The sequence below is a fragment of the Litoribacter ruber genome (assembly GCF_018500185.1).
GTDB lineage: Bacteria > Bacteroidota > Bacteroidia > Cytophagales > Cyclobacteriaceae > Litoribacter > Litoribacter ruber.
The window spans coordinates 102,384-118,476 of sequence record NZ_JAHBGI010000009.1 but is presented as its reverse complement, the minus strand read 5'-3'; the positions used below and the strand labels follow the sequence as shown (position 1 = coordinate 118,476).

The 16,093-nt window shown below is 46.5% G+C and carries 17 protein-coding genes; 16 read left to right on the top strand and 1 reads right to left on the bottom strand.

The genetic code is table 11. The features are described from left to right. Window positions 1–15: 15 nt before the first annotated feature. The 16 genes from KIH41_RS13140 to KIH41_RS13065 all read left to right on the top strand — a co-directional run bounded on the left by KIH41_RS13140 (window position 16) and on the right by KIH41_RS13065 (window position 14,710). On the top strand, window positions 16–1,158 hold the full coding sequence (locus tag KIH41_RS13140) for a DNA polymerase III subunit (protein ID WP_214162666.1): 1,143 nt from the start codon (window positions 16–18) through the stop codon (window positions 1,156–1,158). After that, on the top strand, window positions 1,155–1,601 hold the full coding sequence (locus KIH41_RS13135) for an ATP-dependent zinc protease family protein (RefSeq protein ID WP_213944591.1): 447 nt from the start codon (window positions 1,155–1,157) through the stop codon (window positions 1,599–1,601). The genes KIH41_RS13140 and KIH41_RS13135 overlap by 4 nt, the downstream gene beginning before the upstream one ends. Then, window positions 1,598–2,506 (top strand): 30S ribosomal protein S6--L-glutamate ligase, encoded by a 909-nt coding sequence (rimK, locus tag KIH41_RS13130; RefSeq protein WP_213944590.1) that lies wholly within the window; start codon window positions 1,598–1,600, stop codon window positions 2,504–2,506. Before KIH41_RS13135 ends, rimK begins: the two co-directional genes overlap by 4 nt. After that, window positions 2,506–3,441 carry a hydroxymethylbilane synthase gene (gene hemC / locus KIH41_RS13125; RefSeq protein ID WP_214162665.1) on the top strand — a complete coding sequence of 312 codons (936 nt, stop codon included), beginning with the start codon at window positions 2,506–2,508 and terminating at the stop codon, window positions 3,439–3,441. Before rimK ends, hemC begins: the two co-directional genes overlap by 1 nt. After that, window positions 3,441–4,277, top strand: coding sequence for a peptidylprolyl isomerase (locus tag KIH41_RS13120; RefSeq protein WP_214162664.1), 837 nt, complete (start codon window positions 3,441–3,443; stop codon window positions 4,275–4,277). The genes hemC and KIH41_RS13120 overlap by 1 nt, the downstream gene beginning before the upstream one ends. After that, complete coding sequence (locus KIH41_RS13115; protein ID WP_214162663.1) at window positions 4,255–5,184, top strand: SDR family oxidoreductase; 930 nt, start codon at window positions 4,255–4,257, stop codon at window positions 5,182–5,184. Before KIH41_RS13120 ends, KIH41_RS13115 begins: the two co-directional genes overlap by 23 nt. A gap of 41 nt (window positions 5,185–5,225) precedes the next feature. Beyond that, window positions 5,226–6,614 carry a sodium-dependent transporter gene (locus KIH41_RS13110; protein ID WP_213944586.1) on the top strand — a complete coding sequence of 463 codons (1,389 nt, stop codon included), beginning with the start codon at window positions 5,226–5,228 and terminating at the stop codon, window positions 6,612–6,614. A 235-nt stretch (window positions 6,615–6,849) separates the two neighbouring features. Further along, window positions 6,850–7,425, top strand: a complete 576-nt coding sequence (locus tag KIH41_RS13105) for a porin family protein (RefSeq protein ID WP_213944585.1) — start codon at window positions 6,850–6,852, stop codon at window positions 7,423–7,425. 77 nt (window positions 7,426–7,502) lie between these two features. After that, a complete protein-coding gene (locus tag KIH41_RS13100) occupies window positions 7,503–7,916 on the top strand; it encodes an RrF2 family transcriptional regulator (RefSeq protein WP_213944584.1) in 414 nt (137 codons plus the stop codon). 76 nt (window positions 7,917–7,992) lie between these two features. After that, window positions 7,993–8,247 carry a DUF2061 domain-containing protein gene (locus KIH41_RS13095; protein WP_213944583.1) on the top strand — a complete coding sequence of 85 codons (255 nt, stop codon included), beginning with the start codon at window positions 7,993–7,995 and terminating at the stop codon, window positions 8,245–8,247. Beyond that, window positions 8,244–8,969, top strand: a complete 726-nt coding sequence (locus KIH41_RS13090) for a phosphoadenylyl-sulfate reductase (protein ID WP_317194952.1) — start codon at window positions 8,244–8,246, stop codon at window positions 8,967–8,969. The genes KIH41_RS13095 and KIH41_RS13090 overlap by 4 nt, the downstream gene beginning before the upstream one ends. An 8-nt stretch (window positions 8,970–8,977) precedes the next feature. Continuing rightward, entirely contained in the window at window positions 8,978–9,877 is a 900-nt protein-coding gene (gene cysD / locus KIH41_RS13085) for a sulfate adenylyltransferase subunit CysD (protein WP_213944581.1), read from the top strand. A 60-nt stretch (window positions 9,878–9,937) separates the two neighbouring features. Beyond that, on the top strand, window positions 9,938–11,194 hold the full coding sequence (locus tag KIH41_RS13080; RefSeq protein ID WP_214162661.1) for a sulfate adenylyltransferase subunit 1: 1,257 nt from the start codon (window positions 9,938–9,940) through the stop codon (window positions 11,192–11,194). A 58-nt stretch (window positions 11,195–11,252) separates the two neighbouring features. Beyond that, the gene (locus KIH41_RS13075) at window positions 11,253–13,358 is read left to right on the top strand and encodes a nitrite/sulfite reductase (RefSeq protein WP_214162660.1); all 2,106 of its coding nucleotides are present in this window, start codon (window positions 11,253–11,255) and stop codon (window positions 13,356–13,358) included. Continuing rightward, complete coding sequence (gene cobA, locus KIH41_RS13070) at window positions 13,348–14,121, top strand: uroporphyrinogen-III C-methyltransferase (protein ID WP_214162659.1); 774 nt, start codon at window positions 13,348–13,350, stop codon at window positions 14,119–14,121. Before KIH41_RS13075 ends, cobA begins: the two co-directional genes overlap by 11 nt. Before the next feature lie 10 nt (window positions 14,122–14,131). After that, window positions 14,132–14,710 (top strand): precorrin-2 dehydrogenase/sirohydrochlorin ferrochelatase family protein, encoded by a 579-nt coding sequence (locus tag KIH41_RS13065; protein ID WP_214162658.1) that lies wholly within the window; start codon window positions 14,132–14,134, stop codon window positions 14,708–14,710. 111 nt (window positions 14,711–14,821) lie between these two features. Here KIH41_RS13065 and KIH41_RS13060 read toward each other — a convergent pair whose 3' ends face one another. Beyond that, on the bottom strand, window positions 14,822–15,943 hold the full coding sequence (locus KIH41_RS13060) for a sugar phosphate isomerase/epimerase family protein (RefSeq protein WP_214162657.1): 1,122 nt from the start codon (window positions 15,941–15,943) through the stop codon (window positions 14,822–14,824). Between the last annotated feature and the right edge of the window lie 150 nt (window positions 15,944–16,093).

The following is a 16,093-nucleotide window of genomic DNA, read 5'->3' as shown; positions in this document are numbered from 1 at the left end:
ATTTAAACCTCAATCATGTTATTTGCATCCATTCCCGGCTTGGAAGAAACCAAGCAAAGGTTAATCACAGCGATCAAAAACAACCATTTAGCCCACGCCCTGTTGTTTCACGGGCCAGAGGGTTCAGCCAACCTGGGCATGGCCCTGGCCTTGGCCACCTATGTCAACTGCGAAAACAGGGGCGAGGAGGATGCCTGTGGGGAATGCGGCTCGTGCCAAAAAATGGCCAAGCTCATCCATCCGGATGTAGGTTTCACTTTCCCCGTACCCGGAAACCTCATCAGCGAGGGGGATGACGGCAATAAAAAGAAAGTGGACATCCTGTCACCATGGAGGACTTTTGCCCTAAACCAGCCCTATGGAAACATCCAGGACTGGAATTACCATAGTGCATTTGAAAACAAGCAGCTCAACATTTCCAAAGCCGCTGCCAAGCAGATCATCAAGACCCTTTCGCTGAAATCCTTTGAGGGCGGGTACAAGATCATGCTGATCTGGGCTCCGGAATACATGCACGTGACAGCGGCCAATGCTATTTTGAAAATACTGGAGGAACCAGCCGAAAAAACGCTATTCCTGATGGTGACCAGTCATCCGGAAAAACTTTTGACGACTATCCTTTCCCGCACCCAAAAGATATTGGTTAGGGCATTTAGGGATGAGGAGATAAAGGCCCACCTGACCAATTCAGGCATTGCCTCTTCGGAGGCAGCTGCACAGATTGCCCCTTTGGCAGATGGCAGCATGAGGGAGGCCTTCCTCCTGGCCGATCAAGTAGCCGATGAAAACACCTCCAAGTTCAGAAACTGGATGCGGAATTGTTTTTCGGTGGACATCAATGAGATCCTTTCCCAATCTGACATTTATGCAGCCTCGGATAAGGAGGCACAAAAGGCCTTATTGCTGACCGGGCTAAACGTATTGCGGGAAAGCTTGTTAAAAAGAAGTCAGCTGGACGATCTGATGAGAACGCCCCCGTCTGACCAGGATTTTATTGAGAATTTTTCATTAAAGGCCATGACGGAAAATAAAATCTTGGCCATCTACCAGCTTTTGAATGATGCACATTACCATTTGGAAAGAAATGCCAGTCCAAAAATCCTGATGACTGACCTTTCATTTTCTATTGCGAAGGTGCTGCGAAACAAAAATCTATGAAGCAAAAAAGAATCATCGGCAGAAGAGAAAAGATCACATTACCCAAATGGGGGCTAAACCTAATTTCGGCAAAAGTAGATACAGGAGCCTACACCAGTAGCATCCATAGTGAATATGCGGAGGAGAAAACCGTCAAAGGAAAAAAGGTGCTGGAATTCAGACTTTTGTCGCCAGGCCACATCAAATACACCGGGGAAACTTTCCAAACCAGCAACTACACCCAAAAGAAAGTAAAAAACTCTTTTGGACAAGCCGAGATTAGGTATAAAATCATCACAAAAGTGCTTATGTTTGGCGAAGAATTTGAAGCTGAATTCACCCTATCCGACCGGTCCAAAATGCGAAACGCAATCCTTATTGGGAGAAAAACCCTGAAGGGCCGGTTTTTGGTAGACGTAGATCAGGTCAACCTTTCTCATCATTTCAAAAAAACAACCCGATGAAAGTCGCCATATTATCCAGAAACAGTCACCTATATTCCACCAAGCGTCTTCAACAAGCCATTGTAGCAGCCGGACATGAAGCAGTTATTGTGGACCACTCCCTATGCGATCTTATCATCGAGCAGGAAGGTCCTTCCATTATTTACAAAGGCGAAAAACTTCACGGGATTGATGCCATTATTCCACGTATCGGGGCTTCTGTTACCTTTTATGGTACGGCGGTAGTGCGCCAGTTTGAGCTCATGGGGGTATTCTCAGCCGTAGAATCCCAGGCCATCGTGCGCAGCCGCGACAAGCTGAGAAGCTTACAGATCCTTTCCAAGGCAGGCCTGGGCATGCCCAAAACCGCTTTCACCAACTTTTCTAAAGGAGGCGAAAAACAGCTTATCGAGCACGTGGGCGGCGCTCCACTCATCATCAAACTTTTGGAAGGAACCCAAGGGCTGGGAGTTGTTCTTGCCGAAACAAAAAAAGCCGGACAGTCGGTAATTGAGGCTTTCCATGGACTAAAAGCAAGAATAATAGTCCAGGAATTCATTAAAGAAGCGAAGGGGGCAGATATTAGGGCATTCATTGTGAATGGCAAAGTGGTTGGCGCCATGAAGCGACAAGGGGCTGAGGGAGAATTCCGCTCAAACCTCCACCGTGGCGGAAAAGCAGAGGTGATCAAACTGTCCAAAGCAGAAAGACTAGCTGCGCTAGGTGCAGCCAAAGCCTTGGGACTTGACATTGCAGGTGTGGACATGCTGCAGTCAGCTCGAGGCCCTCTTATATTGGAGGTAAACAGCTCTCCGGGACTTGAGGGCATCGAGAAGGCCACCGGGATCAACATTGCAGGAAAAATCGTGGAATATATCGAGGATTCGGTGGGTAAAAAAAACAACAAAAGGAAAATCAAAGAATAATGCGAGCCGTAAGAATCGGAACCAGAGGCAGCAAATTGGCCCTATATCAGGCCTACCACATTGCTGACTTACTGAAAAACACTGGACTTGAGAGTGAAATTGTCATCATTGACACCAAAGGTGATCAGATCTTGGATGTTTCTATCGCCAAAATCGGCAGCAAAGGCGTTTTCACGGAAGAATTGGAAGACCAGCTTTCCAGCGGAAAAATCGACATCGCCGTTCACAGTGCCAAAGATATGCAGTCCTCATTGCCTGAAGGATTTGAGATTATCGCTTTTACCGAAAGGGAAAAAGTTAACGACATCATTTTAAGTCACAGTGCTGACATTGACTACAAGGACAGCTCCAAGCCACTGCTTTTGGGCACCAGTTCAACCAGACGGGTGGCGACATTGAAACATTATTATCCCCATATCAAAACTGTAGAAGTCAGAGGAAATCTTCAGACTAGAATCGCCAAAATGGAATCGGGAGTCTGTGATGCTTTGTTGTTGGCCTATGCCGGGGCACACCGTATGGAATATGACCACCTGATCCGCCATGAATTATCCTTGGATGAGTTTACCCCAGCAGTGGGCCAGGGAAGTATCGCGGTGGAAGCTGCCAACACCCTGGATAAGGAGATTAGGGAAAAAATCATTTTGGCTTGCCACCACGAAGAGACCGGTTACCGATTGAACGCCGAAAGAAGCTATTTAAGAGTACTTGAAGGCGGTTGCAGCATTCCTGTTTTTGCCCTTGCCGAGGTGGAAGGAGAAGATGTGCAACTTAAAGGGGGGATTGTCAGCCTGGACGGCCAGGAAAGGATTATTCACCATGTATCAGGCCCTAAAAAGGAGGCTGACAGGCTGGGTATAGAGCTTGCGGATGCTGTGCTCAATTCCGGTGGAGACCGCATCCTACGGGAAATCAAGGCTGAAATAAAGAAATAATGAGAAAAAATTTATTGTTTTTGGCCTTGTTGGGCCTTATGGTGGCTTCATGTGCCACTGAAAAGGATTATCTGGTCACCATCGAAACACGCCATGGTAACATGTACGCGGTTTTGTTTGACGACACCCCTAGACACAAGGAAAACTTCGTTTCCCTTGCGGAAAACCAGCGCTACGACTCCACCGAATTCCACCGCATAATCAAGAACTTTATGATTCAAGGTGGGGATGTATTTGGGAAAGAAGAGCTGCCTGAAGAGCAATGGTACACCATTCCAGCAGAGATCCACAAGCACCGCATACACTCCAAAGGTATGATTGCAGCGGCTAGGCAAGGGGACAACATCAATCCGGAAAGAAGATCCAGCGGAACCCAGTTTTATATCGTCCAAGGCAGGGTGTACGACCAGTTGGAGCTGACTACTGACATGAAGCGTCTGCAGGAAAATTTCATGCGTTATACACAACTGGAAAGCAACCGTAACTTAAGAGAACAATACACCCAGCTGTATGAATTTGGAGATTTTAACGGGATAAACAAACTCATGCTATCCCACAAGGAAGAAATGGAAAGGTTCTTCAATACCAATTTGGACAAAAAACTGACCTCCCAGCAGATAGAAAAATACACCACAGTAGGTGGCACACCCCATTTGGATGATGCCTACACCGTATTCGGAAGAGTGGTGGAAGGCCTTGAGGTATTGGACAAAATTGCTGCTGAGCCCACTGGACCGGGTGACAAACCTAGGGAGCCGGTATTTATGAAGGTGAAAGTGGAGAAGATTTCGAAAGAGCGGATAACCCGGGATTATGGTTTTGAATACATTGACTAAAAAAGTCCTGGTAACAGGCGCAAATGGGCTATTAGGACAAAAACTGATAGCCCTTTTGCTTGCCCAAAACTATGTGGTTTTAGCTACAGGCAGAGGGGAAAGCAGGCTGCCTCAGGATTGGAACTGTCCCTACTCCTCCATGGAAGTGAGCGATCAGGAAGCTGTGTATGACGTTTTTGACAACTTCAAACCTGAGGTAGTGGTCCATGCAGCTGCCATGACACAGGCCGACCAGTGTGAGGAAGACCGGGTGGGGTGCCATTTGCAAAATGTCATCGGCACCAAAAACATTGTGGAAGCTTGCAAAGACCATGAGTGCCATCTTATATTCCTTTCCACCGATTTTATTTTTGACGGGAAAAACGGTCCCTATTCCGAAAACGACAAACCAAACCCTGCAAACTATTACGGGCAGACCAAATTGGAAGGTGAAAAACTGACTCAAATGTCAGGGTTAAAGCTATGGTCAATTGTGAGAACGGTGCTTGTATACGGCACCATGCATCGTGGTAGCAGGTCTAACATCATCTTATGGGTGAAAGAAAACCTAGAAGCCAAAAAACCTATCAAAGTGGTATCAGATCAATGGAGGTCGCCTACTTTGGTCGAAGATCTATGCGGGGGCATTTTGGCCATCATCGAGAAAAAGGCCTCGGGAATCTTCAACATTTGTGGCCCGGACTTCCTAACCCCCTATGAAATGGCGTGTGTTACTGCTGATCATTTCCAATTGGATAAAAGCTATATGGAAAAAGTCAGCGGTGATACATTTACACAAACGGCAAAGCGGCCACCAAAAACTGGATTAATCCTAGACAAGGCCCAAAAAGAATTGGATTATAGGCCGAAAAGTTTTGCAGAAGGAATTGGTATTTTAGCAAAACAACTTAAATTAGCCAATTCTTAAAAATCGACAATTTTAAAATAATACAAATTTTATAAACATTTATGGCAACGAGTACGGATACTCAAGGTAGGGGCCAGTGGGGCTCTAGTTTTGGATTTATTATGGCAGCGGCCGGATCAGCAGTTGGATTGGGCAATATCTGGAGGTTTCCTTACATTACAGGTGAGAATGGTGGGGGAGCCTTTGTTTTTATGTACATCATCTGCGTTTTATTGATTGGCTTGCCTTTATTGCTCAATGAAATCGCATTAGGCAGAAAATCTGGCAAAAACCCGGTTGGCGCCATCCGTTCTACTGGGGGCAATAAATTCTGGCAAGCAGCCGGTGCCCTTTGTATCCTTGTTTGTTTCTGTGTACTCAGTTACTATTCCGTCATCGCAGGTTGGACTATTGGCTACATCTTTACGGAGCTTATCGATATTCCCGTAAATTTTGAGGAGTTTCAAGACACCCCCATGTATGTGGTGCCGCTTTGTTTCATGTTTCTTTTGATGACCATCGGAATTGTATTGGGAGGTATTTCGGGAGGTATCGAAAAGGCGGCTAAATTCCTTATGCCTGTCCTGTTCTTGATCATCCTTTTCATCGCTGGACGTGCAGTAACCCTTCCAGGCGCTAGCGAAGGCATCAGCTACTACCTTTCTCCAGACTTCTCTAAAATCAACGGCGAGGTCATCCTTGCCGCATTGGGTCAGGCGTTCTTTTCCATGTCAGTGGGTTGGGGGCTTATGATCACATATGGTTCCTATTTGCCTAAAAACAACAACATCATCCAGTCATCCGGTTGGATTGCAGGTATGGACAGTGGTGTGGCTCTTTTGGGTGGTTTGATGATTTTCCCGGCGCTATTCGCCCTTCTTCCTGGTAAGGATCCCGCAGCTGGGCCAGCTCTGGTATTTGAGGTATTGCCGGCGGTATTTGATGCCATGCCAGGCGGAAATTTTATCGGTGCTTTGTTCTTCCTTTTGCTTTTGGTAGCAGCGCTTACCTCTAGTATTTCCATGCTTGAAGTACCTGTTTCCTATTTCATTGATGAGAAAAAATGGTCTAGAAAGAAAGCCACTTGGGTGATTGGTATTGCCGCTATGGCCTTGTCCATCCCTTCAGCCCTTTCATCAATTGAAGGCAATTTCTTCCATGAAATGACTGTCAACTTCTTCGGGATCGTCAAGTCTGGATTCTTCGACATGATGGACTTCTTCTTTGGAACTTTGGCTGTAGTAGTGATCTGTTTGATGCTGGCCCTTTACACGGGCTGGGCGCAGAAGATCGAGCTTTACGCAAACGAACTTGCCATGGGATCTCCTATTTTCCAGGGATTTGCCAGAAAAGCATGGATCTTCTTCATCCGAATCGTTTGTCCTGTAGTGATCCTCCTTGTATTGTTGAACATGGTAGGTCTATTGGGAGAGCCAGGCGAAGGCGGGTGATCCGTATTAAAACTTTAAGGAAAAGGGAACTGGGAAACCGGTTCCCTTTCTTTTTTGGGTAAATTCCACTCCCTCCAATTTTTAAAATCCTTTTTTTAACATTTTCCGTTCAATCCATTTAAACTTTCAAGCACTCTTTTTGCTTTATTCGAAAATGGAAACTGGTCTATTAGCCACAACTAAGGACTTTAAAACCAACTACACTTAATTATTTGACACTAAAAAACTTTACAACATGAAAAAGTTATTAATTGCAGCATTTTGCCTTTTCTTTGCGGCGAGCACGCAGGCGCAGGATTTCTCCATCGGACCAAAAGTCGGAGTAAGCCAAGGGAACATTAGTGTGAACGGAGATGGTTATTCATCTGGTTCCAATAGGCTAGGGTACCATCTAGGTGGTTTTGTTAGATTGGGAGGCAGATCCTTCTTTATTCAGCCTGAGGTGCTATACACCAACACTGGAGGGGAAATCGAGCAGACCTCTGGACCAGGAGGACCTGTTAGCTATGAGGCTACTTTCAACAGATTGGATGTACCGGTGATGCTTGGTTTGAAATTCGGCAATGTGTTCCGTGTGCAGGCCGGTCCGGTTGCTTCCTTCCTTCTTAGCTCGAGCTTTGATGGTAACGGGGTGGAGTATAACAACAACACCATAGGTTATCAAGCGGGTATAGGTCTGGACATAGCCAACCTTATCTTGGACTTGAAGTATGAAGGTCCATTGGGCAACACCAGCGACAGTGTGGCAGGTTTCCCAACCGACCAAAGGATGAACCAGCTGATCCTATCATTGGGTATCAGGTTGTTTTAAGATCTAAACATACAAAGCCTTCCCTAACCGGAAGGCTTTTTTTATGTATTGATAGATGAAAAAGCCTATTTTTGGGTATGCTTTCCAAAAAAACCAAATATGCGCTCCACGCCCTTACCCACTTAGGGCAGAAGGAAGAGAGGACCCCTGTCCAGATACAGGAAATTTCTGAAGCCTATGGCATCTCGCACAAATTCCTGGAAAACATCCTTCTAGAACTGAAAAAAGCCGGAATATTGGGAAGCAAAAAAGGCAAGGGAGGAGGATATTACCTTATCAAAGAACCCAAAGACATCCCCCTGTCAAAAATTATCCGGCTGCTCGATGGCCCAATTGCGCTTGTACCCTGTGCCAGTCTCAATTATTATGAAACCTGTGTGGAATGCAAAGATGAGGCTACTTGCGGGATTCACAAGGTGATGATTAAGGTAAGAGACGAAATGCTTAAAACTCTGGACAACAAAAACTTAGAAGATATTTTAAAAGAGTAAAGAATTTTTTTCCCTACTTACCCTACTTTTTTTATAGGTTTTATATACTTTTGTCTTTCCACCTAGACATTGACCTATGATTTTGGACCAGCCCATAAAAAAATGGTTTGTAGATACCACCGGACAAGACAGCAACTTTAAAAGTTTTGTGAAGTCTGTCTCCTGGAGGACAGTGGGAACCATTGACACCATCGTCATTTCATACTTTGTCACCGGCCAAATCACCATGGCACTTTCCATTGGTTCAGTTGAAGTAGTAAGCAAAATATTGCTCTATTATCTACATGAAAGAGCATGGGAAAAGATGACTAAGGTGAAAGTAAAAGCATAACCACAACCGAAAGCCAAAGGAATATGAAAAGCACAGTAGCCAAACTCAATACCGCCCTTACAAGTCTTTCCCCAGGGGATGGCCTGCGGGAGGTTGCCTCCCTTTTTCCCCAAGGTGTGGTGTTTTCGACTTCACTTGGCCAAGAAGATCAGGTGCTTACGCATTTAATTGCAAAAGAGAATCTTCCAATACATATTTTCACCTTGGACACGGGAAGGCTGTTTCCGGAGACTTTGGATCTACTGGCCCGTACAGAAGCTAAATATGGAAATAAGATCCAAGTATATTATCCGGAAAGCAGGGACCTGGAAAGCTTAGTGGCCCAACAAGGAATCAACGGCTTTTATGCCTCTCCGGAAAACAGGAAATCCTGTTGCTACGCCAGAAAAGTCGCCCCTTTAAAGCGGGCACTGAAAGGCCAGAAAGTTTGGGTAACAGGTTTGAGGGCTACCCAGAACCAAAACAGGGGTCAGATGAACAAGATCGAATGGGATGAAAGCAACCAGATCATCAAGTACAACCCTTTGCTTGACTGGTCTTTTGAGGAGGTGCTGACCTTTATTGAAGCACATAAAGTACCATATAACCCTTTGCACGACAAAGGCTTCATCAGCATTGGCTGCGCTCCCTGTACCAGAGCCATCGGCCCAGATGAAGATCCCAGAGCCGGAAGATGGTGGTGGGAGAGTTCCAGTAAAGAATGTGGATTACACACTAAATAATTTTGACCATGAGCAACATTTTGATACCGAATCCTAAAGAAGCAGAATCCATACATATCATCAGGGAGGTGGCCGCACAGTTTGAAAGACCGGTGCTGCTGTTTTCGGGAGGAAAAGATTCCATCACCTTGGTGAGGTTGGCTCAAAAGGCTTTTTATCCGGCAAGAATTCCTTTTCCGCTTTTGCATGTGGACACCGGCCATAATTTCCCTGAAACCATTGCATTCCGGGACCAGCTGGTGGAAGAATTGGGCCTTGAGCTTATAGTGAGAAAGGTTCAGGACAGCATTGACCAGGGAAAAGTTAGGGAGGAAAAGGGCAGATATTCCAGCCGTAACACCCTGCAGACCACTACCCTGCTGGATGCCATTGAGGAATTCAAGTTTGACGCCTGCATTGGTGGCGCCAGAAGGGACGAGGAAAAGGCAAGGGCAAAGGAAAGGATCTTTTCTGTCAGGGACGATTTTGGCCAATGGGACGAGAAAAACCAGCGCCCCGAACTCTTCGACATGCTCAACGGAAGGATCCACCAAGGCCAGAACGTGCGGGTGTTTCCAATTTCCAATTGGACAGAATTGGACGTTTGGGAATATATCAAAACAGAAAACATCAAGATCCCTTCCATCTATTTTGCACATAAGAGAGAAATATTCATCCGTGACGGAATGATCTGGACGGCCAATGAACATGTGTACCGTGAGCCGCACGAGGAAGTGCTTGAGGAGATGGTTCGGTTCAGGACTGTGGGAGACATGACCTGTACGGCAGCTGTACTTTCCACCGCCGACACATTGGAAACCGTGGTTGAGGAGATCAAATCTTCCACCATTTCCGAAAGAGGGGCCAGGATCGATGACAAACGATCTGAGGCAGCCATGGAAAACCGAAAGAAGGTCGGTTATTTCTAATCATCTCCCCCCCATAAAACCATTTAAAGCACAGGCTTTATCACTCAAATTGAACTCACTATGTCCGACAATAGAAAACTCATCAAAATAGCAACCGCGGGATCTGTGGACGATGGAAAAAGCACCCTGATCGGAAGGCTGCTCTACGACACCCGATCCCTTACCAACGATAAGCTTGAGGCAATCGAAAGAAATTCAAAGCAAAAAGGATTTGATTTCCTGGACTTCTCCCTGGCCACCGACGGGCTGGTGGCTGAAAGGGAACAGGGCATCACCATTGATGTGGCGCATATCTATTTCTCCACCGAAAAGACAAATTATATCATTGCAGATACACCCGGACATGTGGAGTACACCCGCAACATGGTGACCGGAGCAAGTACATCCCAAGTGGCCATCATCCTGGTGGACGCCAGAAAAGGGGTGATCGAGCAGACTTATAGACACTTTTTCATTAACAACCTGCTTCGTGTAAATCATGTCGTGGTAGCCATCAACAAAATGGACTTGGTGGATTTTGACGAAGACACTTACCTTAATATCAAAGGCGATTTTGAAGCCCTGATCGAAAAAAGCAATTACAGCTTCGAGCAGGTGACCTTTATTCCTGTCAGCGCACTGAAGGGTGACAATATTGCCGGCAAGTCGGAAAACATGCCCTGGTATGTGGGCAACACCTTATTGGATCACATGGAGGTTTTGGAACCTCAGGATCTGAAGGAAAACACTGCCGCAAGATTTGCTGTCCAGTATGTCATCCGGCCAAAAACTGACCAGTACCATGATTTCAGGGGTTTTTCCGGAAAATTACATGGGGGGCCATTTGCTGTGGGCGATGAGGTAACAGTATTGCCTTCATTTACCAAAACCAGAATCAAATCCATTCACTTCTTTGACCAAACCTATGAAGTGGCCCAGCCGGGGAGCTCCGTCACCATTACGCTGGAAAATGAGGTCAATGTGAGCAGAGGGGACATGTTGGTCAAATCAACTGAGTTGCCACAGTCGGCAAAGGAGCTTTCAGCAATCATTTGCCAAGTGAACCATACCTCCTTACAGGTGGGCAGCAAGCTTATCCTCCAACATGGCGTCAATAGCGTCCTTGCAAAAGTTCAGAGCATCGAACATCTCATCCAAACGGATTTCAGTGGAGAAATTCCAGCAGACAGACTCCAATTGAATGATATTGGCAAAGTTAATTTCAAATTGAGCAAACCCATCCATTATGATCCTTACACGGAAAACAGGGACAACGGCAGCTTTATCCTCATCAATGAAGGCAGTCTGGACACCGTAAGTGTAGGGTTCATTCAATAAAAGAGGGTGGGAATCCACCCTCTTTTCATTAATAACAACCTATTAAACCACCACCATCATGCAAAGCTTTAGAACCGAACTGGAGAACCCTCTAGTTCAAAAAGATATTATTGAATTAGAAAAAAAGATAGCCCTCTTCAGAAACGGGGCCATTGATGAGGAAAAATTCCGAAGCCTTCGATTGGCTAGGGGAATCTACGGTCAGCGCCAACCGGGCGTGCAGATGATCAGGATCAAACTTCCCTACGGCAGGTCCACCTCCGAGCAGTTGAAGCGGATAGCTGACGTGGCCGACAAATATTCCACCGGCCGCCTCCACATCACCACCCGTCAGGACATCCAGATCCACTATGTAAGCCTGGACAGGACACCCGAACTATGGGCGGAACTCGAGCAGGACGATGTAACCATCCGAGAGGCCTGTGGCAATACCGTCCGGAATGTCACCGCCTCCGAGAAAGCCGGCGTGGATCCCAATGAGCCTTTTGATGTGACCCCATATGCCGATGCCACTTTCAAATATTTCCTGAGAAATCCCATCTGCCAGGAAATGGGCAGAAAGTTTAAAATGGCGTTTTCATCAAGTGATGAGGATACGGCCTTGAGCTATCTGCATGACCTGGGTTTTATCCCTAAAATCAAATCCATCGACGGCGTCAAAACAAGAGGTTTTAAAGTACTGCTAGGAGGCGGACTGGGTTCCCAACCAAGACATGCCGATGAGATCACTGACTTTCTGAAGGCTGATCAGTTGATCCCTTTTATTGAAGGAGTATTGAGGGTTTTTGACCGGCATGGTGAAAGGGCCAAGAGGATGAAGGCCCGGATGAAATATCTGGTCAAGGATCTGGGTATAGAAACCTTTCTGGGGTTGGTAAAGGAAGAACAGAAAGCCTTGCCTTTTCAGGTCTATCCAATTGATTTTGCCTCCTATGAAGCATCCCGGAATTTGCCTTCCCCTGCCATTCCAGCAGTGGAAGAAAAGCTTGACCTTACCTTTGAAAAATGGAAATTGACCAACGTCCTTCCACAAAAGCAGGAAGGTTATGTCAGCATCGGAATCAAAGTAAAACTTGGAGATTTCTACACAGATAAGGCGCGCCAATTGGCCGATCTGGTGAAAACCTATGCCAACAATGAACTCCGGTTTACTTTGAGGCAAAATATCCTAATTCGAGATGTCAAAGAGGAGCTGACCCCATATTTCTACCAAGAGCTGAAAAAATTGGGTTTTGTTGCCCACGGCTACAATTCCTTTGGAGATATCACCGCCTGCCCGGGTACGGACACCTGTAACTTGGGCATTGCCAGCAGTACAGGGATTTCCACCGTCCTCGAGGAGCTGATCCAGGAGGAGTACCCACAGTACCTTTCCAATCACGATCTGACCATCAAAATCTCCGGCTGTATGAATGCCTGCGGGCAGCACAACATGGCCTCAATTGGCTTTCAGGGAATGTCTATTAAAGTAGGAAAATCCGTGGTGCCTGCGCTTCAGGTGTTGCTGGGAGGAAGGGTTTTGGGGGACGGCAAAGGTGTATTTGCCGACAAGGTCATCAAGATCCCGAGCAAAAGAGGCCCTCAGGCGCTAAGAGTTTTGCTGGATGACTTTGAGGCCAATGCCAATGGTTTTGCCTTCCCTGACTACTACGACCACCAGGGCCAGAAGTATTTCTACGATATTCTCAAGGATCTCTCTTCCACCGATGACATTCAGGATTCCGATTTTGTGGACTGGGGCAATGACCAGCCATATGTCAAGGAAGTGGGAGTAGGCGAATGTGCCGGTGTGGTAATCGACTTAGTCGCCACCTTGTTGCTGGAGGCAAGGGAAAAACTTGCCAACGCCGAGGAAGCCTTGGAAGAAGAAAGATGGTCTGACAGCATTTACCACTCCTATACCGGGATGATCAATGCGGCCAAAGCCCTTTTGCTGTCAGTTGGAGAAAGTACAAATTCGTATGCCAACATCATCTCCAAGTTTGAAGAAGCCTTCACAGAGACTGCCAAATTGGACTTGGGGGACTCCTTCAGCTACATTGTCTACCGAATGAAGGACAATGAGCCAACACTGGAATTTGCCAAGCAATATTTCACGGCTGCTATGGAGGTATTCGGATTGATCAATGAGTACAGAAGAGAGGAGGTAGTAAATGAGAAATAACATCAATCCAAAAGTAACATTGGTTGGCGCAGGACCAGGGGATCCGGAACTGATCACTTGGAAAGGAATCTTGGCCCTAAGCAAAGCTGATGTGGTATTATACGACGCTTTAGTGGATAAAAGTCTCTTGAACCATGCTCCAAAAACCGCTATCAAGGTATATGTGGGGAAAAGGAACAAAGTAAAGGGTAACCCGCAGGAGGAGACCAACCACCTCTGTGTCTACCACGCCAAAAAACACGGACACGTGGTTCGCCTAAAAGGCGGGGATCCGTTTGTTTTTGGAAGAGGGTCCGAGGAGGTGGATTATATCCAAAGCTTTGGAGTAGCCACGGAAGTTATTCCCGGGATCACTTCAAGCGTGGCCGTACCGGCGGCGGCCGGCATTCCGGTCACCAAAAGGGGAGTCTCGGAAAGCTTCTGGGTCATTACTGGTTCCACCACAGCAGGCAAACTCTCGCGGGACGTGGAACTGGCCGCCCAGTCGACAGCCACAGTGGTTGTACTGATGGGGATGGGCAAATTGCCTGAAATCGTCAAGCTTTTCAAAATGTCCGACCGCGCCTCCACTCCTATCGCCATCATTCAAAGCGGTACCACCAAGGAGGAAAAAATTGTGGCTGGAAACATTGAGGACATTGAAGAAAAGGCGACCCTTGCCGGAGTAGGAACTCCTGCCATTATCATCATCGGAGAGGTAGTGAGAGAAAGCCCAAGGCTGATGGATGTGTACAGGGAGGCTGTTTATATTGACCACCACTAATATCCAAACCATGAACGAGTTATATCCCATATTCCTTAAGGTCAACCAGCTGAACGTGCTGCTGGTCGGCGCTGGAAAAGTAGGGCTGGAAAAGCTCACTTTCCTGCTAAAATCCAGTCCAAACGCACATGTTACCGTGGTAGCAAAGGAAATCAGCGAGGAGGTAAGGCAGCTGGCCAAAGGGAAGTCCCATGTCACGCTTATTGTGGATGCCTACCAGACCAAGTATCTCGGAGGCAAGCATATTGTGATCGCTGCCACCGACGTGACCGAAACCAACCATGAGATCTATCATGATGCCAAGGAAAGGTATTTATTGGTCAATGTGGCGGACACACCGGCCTATTGCGATTTTTACCTCGGCGGCATCGTGACCAAAGGAAACGTCAAAATCGCCATCAGTACCAATGGTAAATCACCCACAACGGCAAAGCGGCTACGGCAGCTGCTAGAGGAGGTGATCCCCGAGGACATTGATGACCTGGTGAATAACCTCAACGAGTACAGAAAAACTTTAAAGGGTGACTTTGAGGAAAAAGTTGAACTGATGAACAAGATCACCGAGACTCTGGTCAGGAGCAAAAATTAACCTTACTAATTAAAAATTAACCGCAAAGAAATAAAGAAGCGCAAAGGTTTATGAAAACTCTATCACTTTGCGATTCTTGTTGTCTTTGCGGTTATCTCTCTGCAGGCTATCCTACTTAAGCTCCTCCATGGTCACTACCGGTACATCCTTGCGGTTGAGGTCTTTCAAAGGGTTTTGATCGCCTTTATAGGCATATCCTTCCTCGGTGAGCTCCCACAGCAATGGAGCAAGATTGAGCACCGTGGCTTTGCAGCCCTGCATGATGGCTCCCATATTTCCGGTGCCTTTGCTCAGTGCCGCTTCATTTTCAATTTCAAATGGGCCGCTGAAATTTTTGGCTTTCAATGTATTGATGAACTTTCTCCAATCCATGCTGTCACCCACTCCGAATCCAGGAAGTGTGGCTTCATAGTGGTGGCGGTCCCACTCATTCTGGCAGGTGGGAACTCCCGCCCTGTCCGCAAGGGATTGATCCACCTGGTGCATAGGGTACATGTTTCCCCAGAACACGCTGTTGCCGTTTCGAGTGGATTTGACATGAATGCGCTTCAACCTTTGCATATCGGTATTTTCGATAACCAGGGAAGGATCCACATGCTGCCATACATCGTGGGAAGGATCGTAAATTTCCCCATGGGCTTTGCTTGGGATCAGTTCGTACATCAGCTTTCGCGCCGCCAATACGCCTGGAAGGTTATTGTAAGTGGTCGAATACCCAGCAGAGCGCCAGCCTTCCATGGGGCAGTTTTCATATAATATCGTCACACCCATATCCTCGGCGTACTTGATGATGGGTCCAAATACCTTTTTATATTCCTCAAGGTTTTTCTCAAAGCCCCTTTCCTCTACACCCAACTCGTGATTATAACCTACAAATGTACCGACTTTGATATCATTTTCGTCCCCACCCATCAGATGGGCCATGTGGATAAGGCGAAGCAGGTGGTTTTGGTTGTTGATTTTCTGCTGCTCATCGCCACCGATGAGGTTATCAAAAGCACCCAGCGACATCCTCAACTTGGCGCGGTTGAATTTTTCGATCATTTCTTTGGCCGTATCCGTGGAAAAATTCTCATAGTCCATATGGGTGGCCACAAAATCATCACGGGTCCCGTCTTTTCTGAACACGCAGACATCAAGCCCCTGCACTCCAGCTTCGTGGGCCTTCTCGATAGTCTGATCCAGGTCCAGTTGATCAAAAGCAGAAGTCATAATCCAAATAGGATTGTTCATAGGTCAATTATTTAAGGTTTGAAAGTGTAATTGGATAAAGATAAAAAAATAAGCCGTGCTATCCATCAGCCGATTAAATTTTCAGCGTGCCAAGAATACTAACATCATTTTTCACCTCTTTAAAAGGAGAATTAAATTGTGTATATTGTA